This window comes from Legionella parisiensis (assembly GCF_001467945.1).
Lineage (GTDB): Bacteria > Pseudomonadota > Gammaproteobacteria > Legionellales > Legionellaceae > Legionella > Legionella parisiensis.
Map to the genome: position 1 here is coordinate 765467 of NZ_LNYQ01000012.1, position 21164 is coordinate 786630.

The window sequence follows — 21164 nt, forward strand, 5'->3', positions numbered from 1 at the left end:
TAATATTATTTCAAATGCGGTAGCCATAGGCGGACATGTTGTAATTGAGGATTGGGTCACTGTCGGTGCTCTTTGTGGTTTGCATCAATTTATAAAATTAGGCCGCATGTCTATGGTAGGTGCTCTTAGTTTAATTACGAAAGATGTTTGTCCTTATGCTTTAGTTTCGGGAAATCCAGCAAAATTATACGGGATTAATGTAGAACGTCTGCGTCGAAGAGGATATTCTTCAGAGGCAAAAAGTTGTATTAAGCGTGTCTATAAGACTTTATTTCAAAAGGGACTAGGTGTTGCAGATGCAATCAACCAAGTGCAGGCAGAGTTTGGCGATAATATTGATGTACATCATATTGTTCAATTTCTTAAAGGTTCAACTCGCGGGTTGTATCGTTAAAATCAATCCATTAACTAGAGGTATTTAAATGGTGTCGGCTCGATTTTCTACTCCCAAGGGCCCTTTTAGTTTGGCATATTTAGCTGAGTGTTCTGGCGCCTCACTTTATCATAGTGATGGAGCAACATGTACAGTGTCTGATCTTGCCCCGCTTTCTCATGCACAAGCAGATAATCTCTCCATGCTGCATGAGAAAAAATATATAAAAGCCCTAAAAACTTCGCAAGCTGGAGCATGCATTATTTCACCTCATTTCGTGCACCATGCTCCTAAGCATATGCATTTATTGATTCATAATAATCCGTATAAAGCTTATGCATTAATTGCACAGGTTTTCTATCCTTCGGATTCTTTTCAGGGCTTTATTGCACCAACAGCTTTTATTGCGCCAAGTGCTCAACTGGGCAAAGAATGTTATATCGCTCATGGTGCATACATTGGTGAACAGGTACGCATAGGGGCTCGGTGTAAAATTGGGGTTAATACTTTTATTGGCGATGGTGTAGTAATTGGTGATGATTGTTGCATTGAAAATAATGTCAGTATTAGTCATACGGTGATGGGGAATAAAGTACTCATTTATCCGGGGGCTCGTATCGGACAAGATGGATTTGGTTTTGCCGGTGATGGGCAAGCTTACTATAAAATACCTCAGGCTGGCGGAGTTGTTATCGGGAGTAATGTGGAAATTGGTGCCAATACATGTATTGATAGGGGTTCCATGAGTAATACAGAAATTGGTGATTGGTGCCGTTTAGATAATCTGGTACAGATTGGTCACAATGTCAAAGTAGGAAAGGGGGCTATTCTTTGTGGACAAGTAGGCATTGCCGGCAGCAGCAAAATAGGTGAGTTTGCCTCTTTAGGTGGTAAAGCAGGGGTAAGTGGTCATCTTACCATTGGAGCGCGCGCTACTATTTTAGTGGGCTCTATAGCCGTTCAGGATGTTGAACCCGGTGCGCGAGTGGGTGGTTTTCCTGCGCTACCGGATCGTGATTGGCATAGGCAAACCTGCTTTTTAAAAAAAAGAACTAAACCTGGAAAGGCTTGAGAAGCTTATAAATAGCCAGAGCTGCTTTTTCATTTGCATTCTGTCTTAAGCCTTGATGGATACTTGCAAATTGATTTTTTAGAGTTTCAGTATTTTGGGCATCAAATAGTTGTAATACTTTTTGTGCAATGGGTTTTGCTAATGCTTTTGATTGGATAAATTCAGGAATTAATTCCTCGTTTGCCAAAATATTCGGTAATGAGATAAAGGGTATTTTAACTTGTGGTGCGATAATCGCATGATTTAACGCACTCCATTTAAAGGCAACCACCATGGGGCGCTTCAATAGCATTGCTTCTAAGGTGGCAGTTCCTGATTTCACCAATGCAAAATCTGAAGCAATCATTGCCTCACGGGATTGCCCATCAAGTATTTTGAGTTTTAAGTCATAACCCTTACTCTGCATTTGCTGAAAAAAAAGAGCTTTTAAGTTGCTATTGGCTGTTGGTACGACAAACTGCAGTTCTGGTATTTTGATGCTTAATTCGTGCATCACGTCAAGAAACAAAGGCCCCATATATTTTATTTCACTTGTTCTGCTTCCTGGCAGCACACTAATGATTTTATCTTGGGACGAAAAACCCAATTGTTTTTTGATTGGTTCGGCATCAATGTGTAAGTCAATTTGATCCGCAAGCGGGTGTCCTATGTAGTGCACTGGTACAGCGTATTTCTGATATAGAGCCTCTTCAAAGGGAAATAAAGTAAGAATTAAATCAACAGCTTCCTTGATGTAAAAGACTCTTTTTTGCCTCCAGGCCCAGATTTTAGGACTGACCAAATGTACGGTTTTAATACCCAGTTTTTTTAAGCGTAACTCCAATGATAAATTAAAATAAGGATAATCAACTCCAATAAACACATCCGGAGGATTGTCCTGCCATTCTTTATGGAGTGTTTTTCTGATTTGGAATAATTTAGGGTAGTGCAGCAGGGTATCACTTATCCCCATAACCGAAAGACGTTGCATGTCAATCATGGAATTAAAACCTTCGCGTATCATTTCAGGACCGCCAATGCCTGTCCATTCGATATTAGGCAGCAGTTTTTTTAACTCGCGCATCAATCCTGCACCTAATAAGTCTCCGGAAGCTTCTCCAGCAACGATGGCAACCCGGATTGGCGACTGGTTTGTATCCATAATGATTACTACAATAGATCGTTTGATCGCTGATATTACTGAACTGGATGTTAAAAGCCAAATATTATTTTACTTTCCAAAAACCTGCATGTAGACTCGCTTACAGCCTACTGCAAACAGATTAGGAAGGGATATGCTTGGGTTAAAACGTGATTTTAATTTTCTTCCGGTAACTTGGGTGGGATGGTTTGTTTATTTCCTAATGCCCGCCAAGCGCAGTATCGCTCAAAAAAATATCGAACGGGTATTTCAGGAGAGCCTCTCCACGGATGAGCGAAAACGTATTATTGTTGCATATTACTCACATATTTTCCGTTGTATTAAAGAAATTTTTATATTGACTTTCTTAAGTAAAAAATACTTGGAACGGCGCGTCAAAATTGTTGGTGTTGAACATTTACATAATGCATTACAAAAAGAGAAAGGTGCTCTTATTCTAACGGGACATTTCGGCAGTTGGGAGTTTGCTCCACTGTTTCTTCTTGATAAAATTAAGGATGAAATTAATCAGGTGTATTGTGTTCGTAAATCACTGAGGTTTGGCTTTTTAAACTCTATTTTTTGGGGGCGTTTTGAAAAAGCTGGTTATAAGGTAATTAGTAAAGAAAATGCACTGAGTCAGATTCGCTCCGTATTAAAGAACAAGAATGCGGTACTTTTCCCTTTTGATTTGCGGCCGCCTTGTCACAGTAAATCCAGCTTAAAGGTCAATTTCTTAGGGCAATCAAGCAGCACCTATACAAGCGTCGCGTGTTTAACCTATAGACTCAATAGCCCAGTATTGTCTTTAAGCTGTTATCGATTGACCAAAAGACAGCATATCGTTGAATTTCATCCAGAAATTCAACACGATGTTTATGAAAACAAAAAAGAATTCTATCTGGAAAATACAAAAAAATACAATAAGAGACTGGAGGACATGGTTCTTGCATATCCTGAGCAGTGGCTTTGGTCTTATAAGCGGTGGTGATGTTCGTAGGAGAATTAGTTGAGGAGTAAGTGTCACATCAGTATTTCAGGGTTTCTATTTTACCATTTATTACCGATACGTCGAAAAATTGTACTGGATAATATCGACCGAGTTTTTAAGAACCAGCTTTCTTTAAAGGAGAAAAAGCATTTAGCTTGGGCGTTCTATTCGCATGTGGCCTCTACAATAAAAGAGTTAATCTTTATGGATTGGTATGCACGCTTTGATAATTGCGTGGAAATTAAAGGGATTGAGCATCTTTTGGAGGCAAAAAAACAAGGGCAAGGATGTTTTCTTCTTATGGGGCACTTAGGAAATTGGGAGTTCACTATTTCACTGGTATTTTCTCAATTAAAATCTTTAATAGGTCCAATTTGGATAATTAGAAAGGCTATTCGGATAAAGTGGCTTGAACGATTTATTTTTAAACGTAATCTCCGTTATGGTGGGCAACGAATTGATAAAACTGGAGCCCCGCTAAAAATAATCAAGGCGCTAAAAAGTAAAGAAACGATTTTATTTACAATGGATCAGCATGCTGAGCTTAAAAATAAAGAAGGTATTGCTGTAAATTTCTTTAATGCCAAGGCAGGAACGTTTCGAAGCTTAGCGCTTTTTGCAGGTAAATATCAAGTTCCAGTGGTCCCTCTTTCATGCTATCGCCAAGCTGATGGTAAACATGTGCTTGAGTTTTATCCTGCTTTGTCATGGGAACCTCACACAGATCAAGAGCAGGCAATATATAATAATACCTTACGATATAACCAAAAATTGGAACAATTAATCCTCGAACATCCGGAACAATGGTGGTGGGTTCACCGCCGCTGGAAAATATGAATTATCCGAACCATTTATCGATTTTAGCTTTAATTAAGATGAAAGAATGAAAATATTGGTCATGCAGCATAAAAAAATTGGTGATGTTTTGATAAGCAGTATTATTTGTAATAATTTAAAAAAAATAATACCGAACGCAGAGATTCACTATCTAGTGAATCAAGAGGCTTTGCCTGTACTTGAGGGAAATCCTAATATCAATCGAGTTATTACCCTTCATCCAGAACATAGGGCAAGTATACGTGCTTTTATAAAATTTGCTTTGCAAATCAGGAGTGAACGGTATGATGTTGTGATTGATGCGTACACCAAACTGGAAAGCTGGTTTATTGTGTGGCTTTGTGCTGCAAAGAAGCGTATCTCGTATAAGAAAAAATATAGAACTTTTCTGTATACCGATAATCTTTCCCGAGAAGCGGTAAAAGTGACGCAACCTGGTCGAGTAATTGATTTAAAACTCCTTTTGATTCAACCATTTTTAAACAATACAGTACCTGACCGGCGTCCACAGATATATCTTTCTGCGGAAGAAAAACTCCACGCAGCATTTTTGTTTAAAAAACATCATATCCCGGCTAAGAAAAACCTCATGTTGAATATTGTTGGGAGCTGTTCTTTAAAAACCTATCCGCTGGAGTACATGGCGCTATTGGTGAATCACATAATAAGTGAGGCTGATGTTAATATTTTATTTAATTTTTTACCTCACCAAAAAGGGATGGCCAAAAAAATCTACGAATTATGCAATGAGGATGCTCAAAAAAGTATATTCTTTGAATTATCAAATTATGACTTAAGAACGTTTATTTTAATCATGAATCAATGTGATGCCATCATGGGTAATGAAGGAGGGGCGATGCATATAGCCAAGGCCTTAAATAAGCCTTCATTTACTATTTTTTCTCCTTGGATAAATAAACATGATTGGTCTACTTTTGAAGATGGGGTTAATCATGTTGCTGTTCATCTTTGCGACTTTAAGAATGATTTATATGAGCGAACCCCCGACGCTGAATTTAAGGAGGATGCTTTGGAACTTTTTAAAGAATTAAAACCAGAATTGATTTTACCTAAGCTAAGCTCCTATATTACTCATCACTTTGGGCGGCGCAGTGAAATAGAGGTTTAAAAAGACGAATTCCACCTACTTTGTTCTGTATTAGATTGCGTTATTTTCGCAAGAGAATTAACCTGATATTGCTTTGTCTTCTACTTGATTTTAAAAGGAATTTATTATGACTACAGCATTGGTATCTGGATTTGCTCGTTCATTTATATCCGGTCAGCCCATTGCAGATGCAACGATTACGGTACTTGAAAATAATAATCTAAAATTTAAGACGGACTCTTCTGGGAAATTCGGACCATTTGAGTGGCCAGTTGGGGAGCCTATTACTTTGGTTTTTGAGAAACCAGGATCTTTTTGGAGCGGGTATAAGACGGTCCAAACAGCAACCCTGATTGTTCCTCCCGAGGGAATACATGATGAAAACTTCCTAAAAAATATTTCATTCCAAGTCCCCTCGAATGTGGCGTATCAATTTCTTTCTTTTGCAATGGGCGAAACAGAAGATCCTAAAGCCTGCCAGATTGCGGCAACGATTACCCCGCCTAACACCACTATGGATGATATACCCCAAGGTGTAGAAGGTGTTACCGTGTCATTGTCTCCTAAAGTAGATGCAAAAACCTTTTATTTTGGCATTTTTCCATTTATTCATAAAACCAATCCTTTTATCAAAACATTAAAGGCGACTTCTTTGGATGGTGGCGTTGCTTTTCTCAATGTCCCGCCTGGTGATTACATCATGAAGGCTGAGAAGGGTAACATTCCATTTTCTGAGGTAAAAATTAAAGCACGTGAAGGAATGATTGTGAATGCAAGCCCGCCACAGGGACCTACCATGCTCCAAGAGCCTAAACCAAATAATATAGAAGGAAAAACAAATCAATTTAGTTTTTTTAAACCTGCGGTGGCAATTGGCATCGCCGCTGTAGGAGTCCTTGCTGCGACTGCTTTAAGTCGATCTCCCGTTGCGCCATAAAAATGAACAACGTGGTCTATAATTATAAAAATTAACTATTTCCCGAGTTTTGAAAATGAAAGAAAAAGTTAATACCAGTCCCAGCCAACATGGTCAACTAATTTTATTAATGAAAGCATTAGGCTATATCTCCAGTGAGGAGGGAATCTGTAATGGATTTGCATATATGGGAATGCAGGCAATTTTGCTAAATGAATTAGATGTTTTTAAACGAAGAATCAATTTTTTATTAGATATCCCATTTGATGATTTTGAAAAAACAGCGATTCAATTAGCCAATCCACCAGCTGAGGAAAAAGAAACCAAAGAGGCACTAAAGAAGATACTGGAAGATTATTTGAAAGGGAATAATCTCCTGGTTGATGTACTTGCTTTTTTTGATGGTATCGAACTGACGCAACAACGCCATCTTTATCCACATTTATTTGGCAGTAATGAAATCCTTGAGCAAGGTAGCTTCATGAAATTAACGCTTCCTCAAAAAATCGAGGATGAAGGAAGAATTGTTGCGCTGTCACCAGTTTTATCTGGAATTTATCAATACGAAGAAATGACCTCAGAATATTTAACGCTTTTGAGAAAAAAGATTAATGCGCTTATTCCCAAGCCAACTGAGCCTATAGGCTTAGCTCTAACTGGGCATGGGCAGCGCCATGCGATTACTATTTCCTTTGACCCGAAACAAGATAAGTGGATTCTTATTGATGCAAATACGCCGCCAGCCCAGGAATATTCAGAAGATGATGCCATGGCCCGCGCTTTATTGGTAGAGGGGGCTTGTTCTACAAATGGAACTGCGGCAATTAACACGCACGTTTTTTTGATGTCAGGAAATGAACCATTGCAATATGCTCTCACTGAATGGATGCAGGAAGTACAGAAATTATCTGAGCAGGATATGCGAACAAAAACCAAATGGGAGGATTCGCGAGGAGGAACTTTGTTGAATGCGGTTATTCGTGGCAATAAATCCGAGCTTATTCCGCGCTTGATATCTCAAGGGGCAGATGTCAATAAGCCAACTGCTGATAAGTTTACTCCTTTGCTTATTGCCATTATAAATAACGATAAGGAGTCCGTTCAGGAATTACTTAAATGTGGAGCGGCAGTTGATACCGTTTATAATTTTGTGAGTACTCCCCTGCGTGTGGCAATAGCAAAAAAGAACTTTGATATAGTTGAAATGTTGTTAAAAAACGGTGCTGATCCAAATTTTCGACCTCAAGTATTTTCTCAAGTTGTTACCCAAACTGCCTTTGAAGATGCAATAGAACTCAATGATTACAACTTGGTAAAATTAATGCTGACGCATGGGGCGAAGTTTGCCAAGCCCTTATCCGGAAAAAATCTAATTATGGATCCAGCGGTAAAAAATGATTGGATTGATAGCCTTAGAGCGATGCTTGATCATGGTTTAAATCCCAATGGCATGTTTTCAGAAGACAATAATCCCCTTCTTTTAGCCGTCCAGAATAACAGGCTTGAGGTTGCACGGTTATTGCTTGCATATGGTGCCAATCCTGAACAAGAAGATGAATCTCAAGAGCAATCTGCACACGAGTTTGCTGAAAAAAATAATTTAAAAGAGTTTTTGGATCTTTTTAAGAATCCCTCTCCTGAAAAAGAAATAACTCATGAAAAAGCTACTCAGAAAGAGTTTTTTTTACCAGGCAATAATGACACAATAAATCATTTTATCGACGATCTGAAAAAATATTGCCAGACCCGACGAGCAGAATGGGGCCTGCCAAAATGGATGCATGTCAATGAAAAATCAGCGCAATATAAAACGAAACTCATTATCTTAAAATTTGGATTCAGTGTCGAAGATAAAATAAAGGCTGCAGAAAAATTAATTGCTGCATTAGAAAATAAAAAAGCAAGGGAACGACTCACCGATTTTGATATCGCTGCACTCCTTAATTCCCGATTGTATTCAGCCGTAGTAAAAAAGCATGAAGGTTTGTTTGATCAAATCGAAGAGGTTAAAACATATAAAAATAAGGCCCAGCAATTAGGGAATACTCCGGAGAATCCTGCTGCTTAATAAATGAAATTTCTCTATGAAGCAAGGAGTGAGTGAAGATGACTAATGCAATAGAAAAGACAGTGAGAAGGGTTTTTGATGAGATGTGGAATCAGCAAAATGCTGCTTTAGCAGATGAGCTCTTTTCACCAAAGACATCAATTCACTTCAGCTATGATCAAGCAGCAAATTTACAGGATTTTAAAGAAGCATTACTGCAATGGTATCGCGCTTTCCCAGATCTAACACACTCTATTGATGATCTGTTCGTTAGTGGAGACAAAGTGGTGACGCGCTGGCATGGACATGGAACTCATCGTAATGAATTTTCAGGAATTCCTGCAACAGGTATCTCTGTATTCTATAGTGGTATTACTATTTTCCGCTTGGATCATAATCAGCAAATCGCGGAAGCTTGGGTATACAGTGATTTAAATGACATGATTACCAAAATGCAACAAAGTCAAAAGTAATGGGCATGATTATGGAAAAAGAGAAAGAAAAACGTTATCAGAAGGCAAAAAAATTTCTTCCGCAAAACGTTGTTGCTTTACTAAAAAACGTTCAGCCTTCAATTACGTGGTCAGCTGACGAACAGCGTATTTGTTATCGACGTGACACGATTCAAGGCTTTGAATATCTTGTTTTTAATCTGCAAAACAAGAAGAAGGAACCTGCTTTTGACCATTCATTGCTGGCACGCAAGCTTGCAGAAAAATTAAATAGGGAAATCACGGCTTTTAACTTGCCAATCAATAACATTGATTTTGTTGACGAACACATTTTGCAATTACATATTGAGCAATTTATTTTTCAATACGATCGGACAACTCAGGTGCTTTCGCTTATTCCGGAGATAAAAAAACCTGCTGCAATGTCCCGATGCCCCACGATCATGGAACTTTGGGGGCTTTTACCTACTCCTATTGCGCCAAGAATTCGCTCACTGGATGAGTGTTGGGATATATATATTAAGGACTATAACTTATTTCTTTTTTCATTTGATGAAAATAAAGAGTATCAACTTACTGTAGATGGCACAGCTACCAATGCATATGCTGCTTCTCCTGATACTAATTTAACCTCGATTACGCTGCGTAGGATGCAGACCGTATTACCGCCTATGGCTATTTGGTCTCCCGACTCAAAAAAAATTGTTACCTTTCAATGCAATCAACAGCATGTGAAGAAATTACCACTGCTGCAATATGTTCCTGAGGATGGTTCATTTCGCCCCCAGATTTATGAAGCGCATATTCCTTTTTTAAGTGATGGTGCCATTCCAGAACTTCGATTATGTTTGATTGACGTCGCAGAAAAAAATCTACGTATAGTTGATATGCCCCCTTTGATGCCGGCATTAGTCGGCTCACCAATTGAAGCAGGTTATGTTTGGTGGAGTGAAGACAGTAAAAAAGTCTTTTTTTTAAAAGAAGAACGGGGTAATCATCAACTCTCTTTATGTGAGTTGGATATTACGACAGAAGAGCATCGAATCATTCTAACTGAAAAGTCTTCAGGATATGTTGAGCCCAGTCAATTAATTTTGTGGCAGAATTACACGCAAGTACTTGAAAAGACGAATGAGTTTATTTGGTTATCCAATCATAACGGATGGGCTCACCTTTATTTATATGATTTACACACCGGGCAAGTAAAAAATCCCATCACTCAAGGCGAATGGATGGTTCGCAAAGTAGTTCATGTTGATACGAAAAAACGCTGGATATATTTTTTAGGGAATGGCAAAGAAGCGAATGTTGATCCTTACTTTCGCTATTTATATCGTGCGCGATTGGATGGTAAAGAGGTGCAATTGTTAACTCCTGAAATCGCAGATCACTCCATTGTTTTCTCACCCTCTTGGGACTATTTTGTTGATTATTGCTCTTCCATGGATTCCATTCCAATCACCAAAATATATGATAAAAATGGGAACGAAATTGACCTATTGGAAGAAGCAGATTTTTCTCTGCTCCATGCTTTAGGATATAAACAACCAAACTCGTTTTGTCTCAAGGGTGCCGATGGGGAAACAGACATTTATGGTGTCATGTATTTTCCTACAGATTTTGATCCAAAGAAAAAATATCCAATAATTGATGACGTTTATCCAGGGCCACAATTGACTCGTGTGACTAAAACCTATTGTTATGATCCTCCTGAATACTTTTATGGTTGTTGGTGGCCGCAAAGTTTAGCTGAATTAGGTTTCATCGTCATTAACATGGATGGGCGTGGTACCCCTTTGCGCTCTAGAAAATTCCATGAATACTCCTACCAGCATTTAGAAACTGCTGGTGGATTGGAAGATCATGTTGCAGTGATTAAAAGTCTGGCAAAGCAGTATTCCTACATGGATATAAAGCGAGTCGGTATAATCGGCCAGTCGGCTGGTGGGTATGCTGCAACTCGCGCTTTGTTCGATTATTCTGAGTTCTATCAGGTAGGAGTCTGTGTTTCCGGATTGCAAGATCTACGAAGCTATTTGGCCTTTTGGGGCGAACGGTATCATGGTTTACCCAACGATGTAGATTATACCTTGCAATCAAACTATCCTTTAGCTGCTCAGCTTAAAGGGAAACTATTTCTGATTCATGGCGATTTAGATGATAATGTCCATCCATCCAATATGTTGCAATTGATTGATGCTTTGATCAAGGCAGATAAAAATTTTGATATGCTATTAGTTCCCAATGAGAACCATTCTCTATATTTTGTGAATGCATATGTTTGGCGTAGAATTTGGGACTATTTTGTTGAGCATTTAAAAAAGTAACTGCAGCATAAATTTTCTATTCGCCTGTTGTGCTCAATAAAAGGGCACAGAATTTCTTGAAGAAAGGATGACCCACTGCCATAATAAATTTAAACGCTCTCAGCATTTCAAAGAAAGGATTCCTTATGGCTACTGTAGGTACTTATCTCGCACAACGTCTCCAAGAATTAGGAATGAATGATTACTTCGCAATTCCTGGGGACTATAATCTGGGCTTATTGGACGAGTTATTAAAAAATACGTCGCTGAAAATGATCAATTGCTGTAATGAGCTGAATGCAGGTTATGCAGCAGATGGTTATGCGCGAATAAAAGGCGTTTCTGCCCTGGTTGTCACCTTTAGTGTTGGTGGCTTAAGTGCAGTCAATGCGGTAGCAGGAGCTTATGCCGAGAATTTACCTGTAATCGTCATCTCAGGCGGTCCTAATACAAACTCCGTGCAGGATGCAGAAATTTTACATCATACTTTGGCAACAGAAAATTACAGCTATGTTCGCGAAATATTTGCGAAAATTACGGCGCATAGTGTGTTTATTCATAGGCCAAGTGATGCTCCCATGCAAATTGATACCGCTATAGCAATTGCCTTGGAAAAGAAGAAACCTGTTTATATAGAAATTGCATGCAATATTGCGGGACTTTCTGTTTCACCTCCTACGCAACGTGCGCTTAATGTCAAACGCTTGAGCGATACCTCATCTCTTACTGCGGCGATTGAAGAAGCCGCGGAGAAGCTCAATGCCGCTGTTAAGCCTGTACTGGTTGCGGGCAGTAAATCACGCGCCTGCGAAGCAAGCGCGATGATTGAAACCTTAAGTCAGTCTTGTGGTTATGCCTTAGCAGCAATGCCTGATGCTAAGGGATTTGTTTCAGAACAACATCCTAATTACATTGGTATTTATTGGGGGCCAGTTAGCTCTCCGGGATGCGGGGAAATAGTAGAATCAAGCGACCTGTATTTCTTTATAGATCCTAATTTTAACGATTATACGACCGTAGGGCATGTGTGTAATATCCAGCCTAAGAAGCTCATTGTTATTGCAGATGGGAGTGTCTCTATCGCCGGTAAAGTATATACCGATGTGTACATGAATGAGTTTTTGCAAGGATTAAAGGACAAATTAAAATTTAATGATGCCTCAGTCAAAGCCTATAAACGGATTGCAGGTTCTGCACCTTTATATAATGAGCCTGATGATCTGAATTCGCCACTCACCACTCGATTCCTAATTGGTCAAATTCAGAAGCTTCTAAGTCATGATCATGGGGTTTTGGTGGAAACTGGAGACTCATGGTTTAATGGCATGCGGCTTAGTTTACCTGAAAAATGCCCCTTTGAAATTCAAATGCAATATGGCTCGATTGGATGGTCTGTAGGAGCACTTCTAGGGATGCAAGCAGCGCTTCACAATAAAAAACGGGTAATTGCTTTGATCGGTGATGGTTCTTTTCAAATGAGTGCCCAGGAGCTTTCTACACTTGTTCGTTATGGATTTAAGCCAATTATTTTTTTAATGAATAATTCTTCTTATACCATTGAGGTACAAATTCATGATGGTCCATATAATGTGATTAATAATTGGCGTTATGCTGATTTAGTCGATGTTTTTAATGGAGAGCAAGCGAACGCACGGGCTTTTAGAGCGCCTACCCATCAAGCACTTCTTGATGCAATTAAAGAAGCCAAAAAAACAGATGCTTTGTGTTTTATAGAGGTAATTTTAGATAAAGATGATTGCAATAAAAATCTATTGGAGTGGGGCGCGCGGGTTGCATCATACAATGGTCGATCCCCAAGAACGAATTAGTTAGGATAAAGCAGTTCCAATAAGCAATAAGGCAGACTCGTTCCAGTCTGCTCCATTCGTTCCCCAGTTCTATTTATGGCACTTAAAAGCATAAAATTATATGCAAATGCGTGTTATTTGCGGAAAAAATAGTCGATTATCACCTGAAAGAACTATACTTATGCTTATGGTTATTAGAAAAAAAAGGACTTATATGAAAATCTATCAAAACCCTCAACCACACGCAGTGGAGCGTTTGAATAAAATTAAAAATCAAAAGAAACTTAGTAATTTGACAGACTCTAAGCATGAGAAGAAAATAGTAGGGCACGACATAGAGAAAACAGATAAAGAGATTTTTGAAACTATGTCTGAGGAGCAAGCTTGGAGAGAGGCTCTTGAAAAAAATAAATCTCACTAACTATTGAGTTTCGAGATAAGGAAATTCCTGGTGATCAATTTTTTACAGGTTGTATTAGCGTTTCTATTGGTTTTACTTAATGCATTTTTCGTGGCAGCTGAATTTGGGATGGTAAAGTTACGGTCCACTCGTGTTGCAGCAATCAAAGATATATATGGTTTACGCGGAAGAATTTTAGTTCACGTACATAAACATCTTGATGCATATTTATCTGCATGCCAGCTTGGTATCACGATTGCCTCACTTGGATTGGGTTGGATAGGAGAACCAGCTTTTGCTGATTTGGTGAGGCCATTTCTGATTTTAATTGGTGTAAGCTCACCACAATTAATCACGGTCATTGCTTTTTTTGTCGCCTTCTCATTTATTTCTTTTCTTCATATTGTCGTTGGGGAGTTAATGCCAAAATCCCTTGCAGTTCGTCAGTCAGAAAAAGTCTCTGTGTGGACTGCCCTACCTCTATATGGTTTTTATTGGCTTATGTATCCTGCAATATGGCTACTCAATACCTGTTCTAATTTTCTTTTAAGGGTTTTTAAATTAGATGAAGTGCATCAGAGTGAGTATTTTCATTCGACCGATGAAATAAAATTGCTTTTAGGAGCAAGCCATCTTCATGGTGAACTTACTGAAGAGGAGGTCGAAATCATTGAGCACACTCTGGATTTAGCGGATCTGAAAGTAACTGAAGTGATGCGATCTAACGAAGAAATGGTCATGCTCAACATAAGCAAACCTATCCAGGAAATAATCGCGATCATCATGGAACATCGCTACACTCGTTATCCAGTTTACGATCCAGATAAAAAAGATGTTATAGGGATTATTCATGTCAAAGATCTCCTCCCTATCTTTTATCAGCACGGGGAAATCAAAGAATTGCAATCACTGCTCAGGCCGGTTCTCAAAGTATCACGTCGCGTGCCCGCACTCGATTTACTACATAAATTCCGTGAAGGAATGTCTCATTTTGCGCTCGTTTACAGCGGTAAAGGTACGATTTTGGGATATGTTACACTCGATAATTTACTGCAGGTAATGATTGGTCGAATTAAAGATGAATTTCATCGTACCAAGGTGGATTGGGTATTAAATGATGATGGGAGCATATCTGCTTCAGGCAATTGCTCCATCTATTTTTTAGAACAAGCGTTGAACCAGAATATCGATATAGACGATGAGATTGATATTTTAAATGGATTATTTATCCATCGCTTGGGCTACTTACCTAAGGAAGGAGAATACATTGAATTCCCAGAGTTTCATGCCAAAATTGAAAAAGTTAGCCCCTCAAAAATTATTAAAGTAAGAATTTATCCTCTACAAAAAGACGTTGAGGAGTATGAAGGTCATGCGGGTTAACTAGACTAATCTATACGTACTGTCATCCCCGTGGAGGATGACAGTATTTTATTCATAAGGATGGAGAATTACTCATCTTGGCCATGAACAGCAATTTTGAGGTCTGGATCAAGCGGATTTCCAGGAATTTTCCTATCCTCGCTAGCCCACTCACCTAAATCAATGAGTTTACATCGATGAGAGCAAAAAGGCTTGAACTGGTTATCGGAGCGCCAGGTATTTTTTTTGTTGCAAATAGGGCAAGTAATTTTTTGCTTGATATTCATTACGGTCTTCCATTATTTACTTTTTAGTACCAATGATTTTACTTATTTTATCGCATCCTGGTGTGATTGAGGAGGCCTGGGTATGGAATCGACGGTGTGACTTAGACTCCCAACAATAATACATACATAAAGTGTGTGAACATCGGAGCATATTAAATTGTACCATTCGGACCAGATGATAAAGTGTCAATGGACTCTAATCAATAATATGGTATCCACTATCGATATAAATGACATCGCCAGTTATATTTTTAGCATATTGGCTCGCAAGAAAAACGACCATTGCTCCTACATCATCGATTTCAACCAATGATCTTAAGGGAGATTTTTCTTGTGCAAGCTGAAGTAGCTTATCAAACTTCCCCAAGCCTGAGGCTGCGCGTGTTTTTAGAGGACCAGGAGAAAGCGCGATGACGCGAATTTGTTGTGGCCCCAGCTCTACTGCCATATAACGAACAGAAGCTTCCAATGCAGCTTTAACTGGTCCCATGAGATTATAATTATCGACGACTTTTTCTGCGCCATAGAATGACATGGCAAATAATGAGCCTCCATGTTTCATCAGCGGTTTTGCCAGATTCGCCATACGGATAAACGAATGACAGGAAATATCCATGGCCATAAGGAACCCCTCTTTGGAGCATTCATGCACAGGATTTTGCAAGTCATGTTTGGGAGCAAAAGCAATCGAGTGAACCACGATGTCAATTTGTCCCCATTTTTTGTCAATTTCCAAAAATAAATTATCCAAATCATGCTCTTGGGTCACATCACACTGACGATAAATGGAAGGTTGGAGCGAGTTCGCAACTTTATCTACAAATGGCTTGGCCTTCGCATTTAAATACGTTATTGCCAGATCAGCGCCAGCCATTTTTAATGCACGGGCACAACCAAAGGCAATCGAACTTTCATTGGCAATGCCCACCACTAAAGCCTTTTTTCCTGAAAGCAATGTACTGTCCATATCATAATTCCTTATTTTTAATAAGACGATAACAATGATTGGCAATGACCCATTCTTCATCGGTCGGGATCGTATAAATGTCGACATAACTTTTGGGGGCGTTAATTATTAACTGATTGGTCTTGTTTAAAGTCGTATCGATTTCGATACCAAGCCATTCACTATCTTGACAAACCGCTTCGCGAATTTGCCAGGAATTTTCTCCAATACCACCAGTGAAGACCAATACATCCAGCCCGCCAAGGGCGGCAGTAAGCGCTCCGAGTTCTCTACGGATACGGTAAACAAATAAATCAATTGCTTCTTTAGCATGGGCACTCTTGTTGGCCCGCAGCTCTTGCATATTGAAAGTAATGCCGGAGATACCTAATAAGCCGGATTCTTTGTAAAGTAAATTTTGAATTTCATCTGGAGACATTTTTTCAGATTGCAGAAGATAAAGAATAACGCCGGGATCGATGTTCCCACAACGAGTTCCCATCACCAAACCATCCAAGGTAGTAAATCCCATGGTACTGTCTATTGATTTTCCTTGCTTGACAGCACACATACTGGCTCCATTACCTAGATGGGCAATAACAACCCGAGCCATGTACTTTTGTGGATTAATACTATTCAATCGATGCATGATAAATTCATAGGAAAGTCCATGAAAACCATAGCGTCTAACTCCGGCTTCAAAAAACCTTCTTGGAAGACCAAAGAGATCAGCTATATAAGGATGAGTGTTATGAAATGCGGTATCAAAACAAGCGATTTGCTGTAATTCAGGATCGAGTTTACTGATACTCTCAATTGCTTCAAGGCTGTATGGCTGATGCAGCGGAGCAAAAGGAATAAGCTGCTCTAATTTTTTCATGATGTCAGAGGAAATAAAGACCGGGTTATGAAATTCATTGCCACCATGCACTACTCTATGTCCTACGGCACTGATTTGAAAACCAAATTGAATGGTTTTTATGGCGGAGAATAATAATTCATAAAAGTAGCGGTACTCGCGATCTTTTTCAAAATGATTTTCTCGTACTAAGATATCATTTTCATCGTACAATTTCAGAACAGGGGAGTCGTGAATGTTTTCAACAATACCATACAGCAGCTTGGGTAAAGAGGCGTTCAATTCGTATACAGAGAATTTAATACTTGAAGAGCCTGAGTTGATCACAATTATATGATTATTATCCATAATGTCACACGAGTATAGTGGAGTGAAATTCCATTATTTGAGCCATAAGTATAGTGTATTTGACAAAATTATAATATGTTTTACATCTGTCTCACGTTGAATAAAAATTAGAGTATTTCAAATAATGAGTGCAGAATCCATGAACAATATAAGACCTAGAGCGTTACAGAAAGGCGATGTTTTAGGGATCATTTCACCTTCCAGTCCTTTACGATCAAAATCCATTGATTTAAGCGTCCACTTTCTAGAGGAGAAGGGATTTAAATTAAAGTTTGGCTCTCATTATCAGGACGAGGCACGTTTTTTAGCAGGTAGTGATGCCGATCGTGCAAAAGACATTATGAGTTTTTTTGCAGACCCTAAAATTAAAGCCATTATTTGCAGTCGTGGTGGTCAAGGATCGCAACGGCTTTTGCCCTTACTTGACTATGAGATAATTGCTCAAAACCCTAAAGCCCTGATTGGTTTTAGCGACACTACAGCGTTGCAGTTAGGTCTTCTAAAAAAAACAGGATTAATTTCCTATACTGGATTTACATTAACCAAATCACTTACCCCTTTAATCAAAGAAACATTGTTAGCCTGTTTGATGAATGAACCTTATTGTATTGTTGCAGGTGAGTGCGTTAATCCAGGTATCGTCCAGGGAAGCCTTATTGGTGGGAATTTATCATTGATTACTTCATTAATAGGAACACCATATCAACCTGATTTCAGAGGAAAAATACTGTTATTAGAGGATGTGGCAACTGAACCTTTTAATGTAGATAGAATGCTCTCTCATTTAGAATTAGCCTCTGTATTTGCTGAAGTTGCAGGAATTGTTTTCGGAACATTTGAACAATGCATTTCAAAAGATCCTGAGGAAGGGACAATTGATGAAGTGATTACTGAATGGTCGACTCGTATTAAAGTTCCATGCATTAAATTTTTTCCCTACAGTCACGGTGAGAAAAGCTGTGTATTACCGTTGGGCGGGGAAATTACCTTAAATGCCTCAGCATCTTCGTTAAGTTTTTAATAAATCCTTTCTGCGAATTTATTTGTTTTAATGTGCTAAATTTATCATAATGGCTGCTTTTTTCAGTCTAAGGATCTTATGTCATCATTGCTTACAATCCCTTTGCTCGAGAATTTGGTTCGTACCGCGGAGTTGAACCAAGAGGGTAAAACCGCTGATTATATTCCAGAGCTTGCCAATGTGAACCCGGAATTGACAGCGATTGCAGTCCAACCATTAGGCGAGCAACCTCTTTCTTATAGCAACAACCCATTGAATCCTGTAACACTGCAAAGTACAGCTAAAATGATTCCTTTGATTGGATTGCTCGAAGCATTTGGTGCGGAACAAGTATTTGAATGGGTTAAGGTTGAGCCTTCTGGGGATGATTTTGCGTCGATTACTCGTTTGGAACAATTTGGCCCTAAGCCTTCAAATCCCATGCTGAATGCTGGTGCTATTACCTTATGCTCCCATATTCCAGGCAATGGGGAACAACAATTTGGCTGGCTAGAACATTGGACTCAAAAATTATTTAATCAACGTCTCAGCATTAACCCACTGGTTTTTACTTCTGAAAAAAGAACCGGAAATCGTAATCGCGCTCTTGCCTATTTATTAAAAAGTAGAAACAATCTTGGAACGGATGTTCATGAAACATTGGATTTGTATTTTGCGCTTTGTTCCTATGAAGCGACACTAGAACAAATGCTATTCCTGCCTACTTTATTAGCTAATGCAGGACAAGATCCAGAAAGTGGGAACCAAATCATTTCTACCGATACCTGTAAAATTACTTTAGCGATTATGGCAACCTGTGGCCTTTATGATGAAACGGGTACGCACATGGTAAAAACCGGCATGCCTGCAAAAAGTGGTGTTTCTGGTTACACGATTGCTGTTGTTCCTGGCAAAGCAGGAGTTGTGGTATTAAGCCCAAGAGTGAATGCTAAAGGTAACAGCATCCGCGGTGAAATCATGCTCGAAGGTTTATCCAAAGCAATGAATTGGCATTTTGCATTACCTTAATAATTGAAGACAGAAGCAGTTTGGAATAAGGACAGCAAGCTGTCTCAGATCGGGTGATTGTCAACCGGGATCCGCCTTGCTTCACCCGGGCTACATCCAATGCATCAACTTAATTTCTTACTAGTACAATTCAAATTTATCGCTTAGAGAATCGCATTGGTCTTCCAACTCTGCTGTTAAGTCTGCATCTTCAGTCTCCTCAGCATCTTTTGCAGGTGTAGCGGTTTTGAGCTCCTTCACCATCGATGAAAATAAGCTGGAAAATTGACTTAATAAACTACTCATTCCCTTTAAGGATTCCAGACTTTCAGTAATGGTTGTAAGTGTGTTCAGAGAATGTTCCTGATCTTCAGTTAGAGGGCTTTTATTTTCCAATTCCTTTATCTCTTGTAGCAGAGTGTCTTGTTCTTTGAGATGCTCTCGATATTTTCGACCTCCTTTTCGACTATAAATTTGGTAGCGAGTGATCTCTTTCTGGACATCAATGAGTTGCGATTTTTCTCGATTATTCGTAAGTTGTTGTTTAACTTTTTGAGAACAGCATCTTTTATGAAATCAAAATCAAGATTGCTCAGATCAAGTCCTTCTAATAGCTTATCCATATTTCCGATTTCATTATTTGCAATAATACTTCCCTGTCGAAGTTGGGTTCGGGTAAGTTTGGAAGTGAGTGCAGAGGTCGCTTTATATAGTTCTTGGTTGATGGCGATGATCTCCGGCTCTTTCTTCAATCTACTGATCAGAGAGCCGAAATATTTTTCCTCAAGGTGATTAGCACTTTTCATTAAATAGCGTGAACTTGGCTCACTCCACAGTGGATTTTGCAGAGCTTCCAATTGTACTTCAAAGCTTTTTATTTCTAGTTCTATAGAACTCAATTCTGCTGAGTCGAGATCATTTCGTTCCAGGTAAGCGTGTAGTAAAATAATCAGATTTTTTAAAAAATCAACGGAGTCAATCGTTTTGTAACGATTCATTAATAATGCTTTAAACAGTGGATGCGTATCGCCGGTGAGTATGGAGTAAGCAATCGGTAGATCATTATTTTTATTATCGGGTGCAAAAAGAGAGGCTCCATGTTTGATGAGTATAGAAAGGCATTCAGTCATAGAGTTTGAATCACTATGTTCGTAAAAACACGCATGCACTGCAGATGGATAAGGTGTTTTGCGTACGGTGACAGGCTGATTACCTGCATCAACATCACCATATTCCAAAATAAAATCCAACAACTCCGAATTTCGTGTTTGCAAGGCTACACTCAGGTATTTTTCGTCACGTAACAGGTGGTGAAAAGAAGTTAATAAGGACGCTAATTCAAATTGCTTAGTAAAGAGTAAGGTGGGTAATAAATTAGCACCAAGCGTGTGTAGTCCTCGACGTATTTTTTGCAACTGCTGTAGATCCTCCAATTTAATTTGATGTTCATATATTAAGCTTATGGAATATGTTTTAGATAGCAGCTGTTCTATTTTCATAGCTTGTTCTTCTTTGGGAGCTGCAGTAAGTTTTGCAAATTGAGAACTTAATTTCTTCAGTTCGAGCTCCAATGCGTGAACAACCCCAGTGTTTGATTTTTTTGTTGTATTCGTTTTTATCTTTGGAAGCGCAGTAACATCTGCCGTAGCAGCTGTTGCTGATTGTGACAAAGTAATATCTACTGCGGGATCTTCTTTCTCTTCTACAGAGAGCGAAGGCTTTTGTGCAACTTTGACTCGTGAAGAAATGCCTTTGTGGGTATCAAATAATGTATTACTCAAATTTTTTATTTGAGAAGAGGCGTCCGCTGCAACTTGAATGCAATCGCGTTCTCGAAGGGAGCGAGCCACTATTTCATGAAAGCGAAGAATTTTGGGGTAATTTGATGAGCGGACAAGGGGAATAAGTTCTCTTAATATGTCAA

Annotated in this window: 18 protein-coding genes and 2 pseudogenes; 14 read left to right on the plus strand and 6 right to left on the minus strand. The window is 39.0% G+C overall.

From position 1 onward, the window contains the following. Together Lpar_RS05855 and lpxD are read left to right on the plus strand one after the other, a co-directional pair. Positions 1 to 394, plus strand: a pseudogene (locus tag Lpar_RS05855) (acyl-ACP--UDP-N-acetylglucosamine O-acyltransferase); the annotation flags it as partial. Between the two features lie 28 nt (positions 395 to 422). Then, on the plus strand, positions 423 to 1445 hold the full coding sequence (gene lpxD / locus Lpar_RS05860) for a UDP-3-O-(3-hydroxymyristoyl)glucosamine N-acyltransferase (RefSeq protein ID WP_172465780.1): 1023 nt from the start codon (positions 423 to 425) through the stop codon (positions 1443 to 1445). Here lpxD and lpxB read toward each other — a convergent pair. Beyond that, positions 1426 to 2586 (minus strand): lipid-A-disaccharide synthase, encoded by a 1161-nt coding sequence (gene lpxB / locus Lpar_RS05865; RefSeq protein WP_058517037.1) that lies wholly within the window; start codon positions 2584 to 2586, stop codon positions 1426 to 1428. The genes lpxD and lpxB overlap by 20 nt on opposite strands. A 133-nt stretch (positions 2587 to 2719) precedes the next feature. On the opposite strand from lpxB, the gene Lpar_RS05870 reads away from it, so the two are divergent. From Lpar_RS05870 to Lpar_RS05915, 10 genes are all read left to right on the plus strand, one after another. After that, positions 2720 to 3556: a lysophospholipid acyltransferase family protein gene (locus Lpar_RS05870; protein WP_058517038.1), complete on the plus strand. Its 837-nt coding sequence runs from the start codon at positions 2720 to 2722 to the stop codon at positions 3554 to 3556. A gap of 18 nt (positions 3557 to 3574) precedes the next feature. Further along, on the plus strand, positions 3575 to 4393 hold the full coding sequence (locus Lpar_RS05875; RefSeq protein WP_058517039.1) for a lysophospholipid acyltransferase family protein: 819 nt from the start codon (positions 3575 to 3577) through the stop codon (positions 4391 to 4393). Between the two features lie 61 nt (positions 4394 to 4454). Further along, positions 4455 to 5522 carry a glycosyltransferase family 9 protein gene (locus Lpar_RS05880; protein ID WP_237759352.1) on the plus strand — a complete coding sequence of 356 codons (1068 nt, stop codon included), beginning with the start codon at positions 4455 to 4457 and terminating at the stop codon, positions 5520 to 5522. Positions 5523 to 5628: 106 nt separating this feature from the next. Then, a complete protein-coding gene (locus tag Lpar_RS05885; protein ID WP_058517041.1) occupies positions 5629 to 6438 on the plus strand; it encodes a hypothetical protein in 810 nt (269 codons plus the stop codon). 55 nt (positions 6439 to 6493) lie between these two features. Then, a complete protein-coding gene (locus Lpar_RS05890) occupies positions 6494 to 8485 on the plus strand; it encodes an ankyrin repeat domain-containing protein (RefSeq protein WP_058517042.1) in 1992 nt (663 codons plus the stop codon). A gap of 38 nt (positions 8486 to 8523) precedes the next feature. Next, on the plus strand, positions 8524 to 8937 hold the full coding sequence (locus Lpar_RS05895; protein ID WP_058517043.1) for an ester cyclase: 414 nt from the start codon (positions 8524 to 8526) through the stop codon (positions 8935 to 8937). Between the two features lie 11 nt (positions 8938 to 8948). After that, positions 8949 to 11243, plus strand: coding sequence for a S9 family peptidase (locus Lpar_RS05900; RefSeq protein WP_058517044.1), 2295 nt, complete (start codon positions 8949 to 8951; stop codon positions 11241 to 11243). Positions 11244 to 11368: 125 nt separating this feature from the next. Beyond that, a complete protein-coding gene (locus Lpar_RS05905; RefSeq protein ID WP_058517045.1) occupies positions 11369 to 13051 on the plus strand; it encodes a thiamine pyrophosphate-binding protein in 1683 nt (560 codons plus the stop codon). 193 nt (positions 13052 to 13244) lie between these two features. Then, positions 13245 to 13451 (plus strand): hypothetical protein, encoded by a 207-nt coding sequence (locus Lpar_RS05910; RefSeq protein WP_058517090.1) that lies wholly within the window; start codon positions 13245 to 13247, stop codon positions 13449 to 13451. 30 nt (positions 13452 to 13481) lie between these two features. Next, the gene (locus Lpar_RS05915) at positions 13482 to 14813 is read left to right on the plus strand and encodes a hemolysin family protein (RefSeq protein ID WP_058517046.1); all 1332 of its coding nucleotides are present in this window, start codon (positions 13482 to 13484) and stop codon (positions 14811 to 14813) included. 68 nt (positions 14814 to 14881) lie between these two features. Here the strand turns inward: Lpar_RS05915 and Lpar_RS05920 are convergent, their stop codons facing one another. From Lpar_RS05920 to Lpar_RS05930, 3 genes are all read right to left on the minus strand, one after another. Then, positions 14882 to 15079 carry a DNA gyrase inhibitor YacG gene (locus Lpar_RS05920; protein ID WP_058517047.1) on the minus strand — a complete coding sequence of 66 codons (198 nt, stop codon included), beginning with the start codon at positions 15077 to 15079 and terminating at the stop codon, positions 14882 to 14884. A gap of 196 nt (positions 15080 to 15275) precedes the next feature. Then, the gene (gene fabI / locus Lpar_RS05925; RefSeq protein WP_058517048.1) at positions 15276 to 16046 is read right to left on the minus strand and encodes an enoyl-ACP reductase FabI; all 771 of its coding nucleotides are present in this window, start codon (positions 16044 to 16046) and stop codon (positions 15276 to 15278) included. A 1-nt stretch (position 16047) separates the two neighbouring features. Further along, on the minus strand, positions 16048 to 17232 hold the full coding sequence (locus Lpar_RS05930) for an acetate/propionate family kinase (protein WP_058517049.1): 1185 nt from the start codon (positions 17230 to 17232) through the stop codon (positions 16048 to 16050). A 139-nt stretch (positions 17233 to 17371) separates the two neighbouring features. Between Lpar_RS05930 and Lpar_RS05935 the strand changes: the two genes are divergently transcribed. Both Lpar_RS05935 and glsA read left to right on the plus strand, forming a co-directional pair. Then, positions 17372 to 18253, plus strand: coding sequence for a S66 peptidase family protein (locus tag Lpar_RS05935; protein ID WP_058517050.1), 882 nt, complete (start codon positions 17372 to 17374; stop codon positions 18251 to 18253). Between the two features lie 78 nt (positions 18254 to 18331). Beyond that, positions 18332 to 19261 carry a glutaminase A gene (gene glsA, locus Lpar_RS05940; RefSeq protein WP_058517051.1) on the plus strand — a complete coding sequence of 310 codons (930 nt, stop codon included), beginning with the start codon at positions 18332 to 18334 and terminating at the stop codon, positions 19259 to 19261. A gap of 120 nt (positions 19262 to 19381) precedes the next feature. On the opposite strand, the gene Lpar_RS05945 is transcribed toward glsA, so the two are convergent. Beyond that, entirely contained in the window at positions 19382 to 19636 is a 255-nt protein-coding gene (locus Lpar_RS05945; protein ID WP_058517052.1) for a hypothetical protein, read from the minus strand. Positions 19637 to 19641: 5 nt separating this feature from the next. Beyond that, a pseudogene (locus tag Lpar_RS19020) lies at positions 19642 to 21164 on the minus strand (hypothetical protein); the annotation flags it as partial.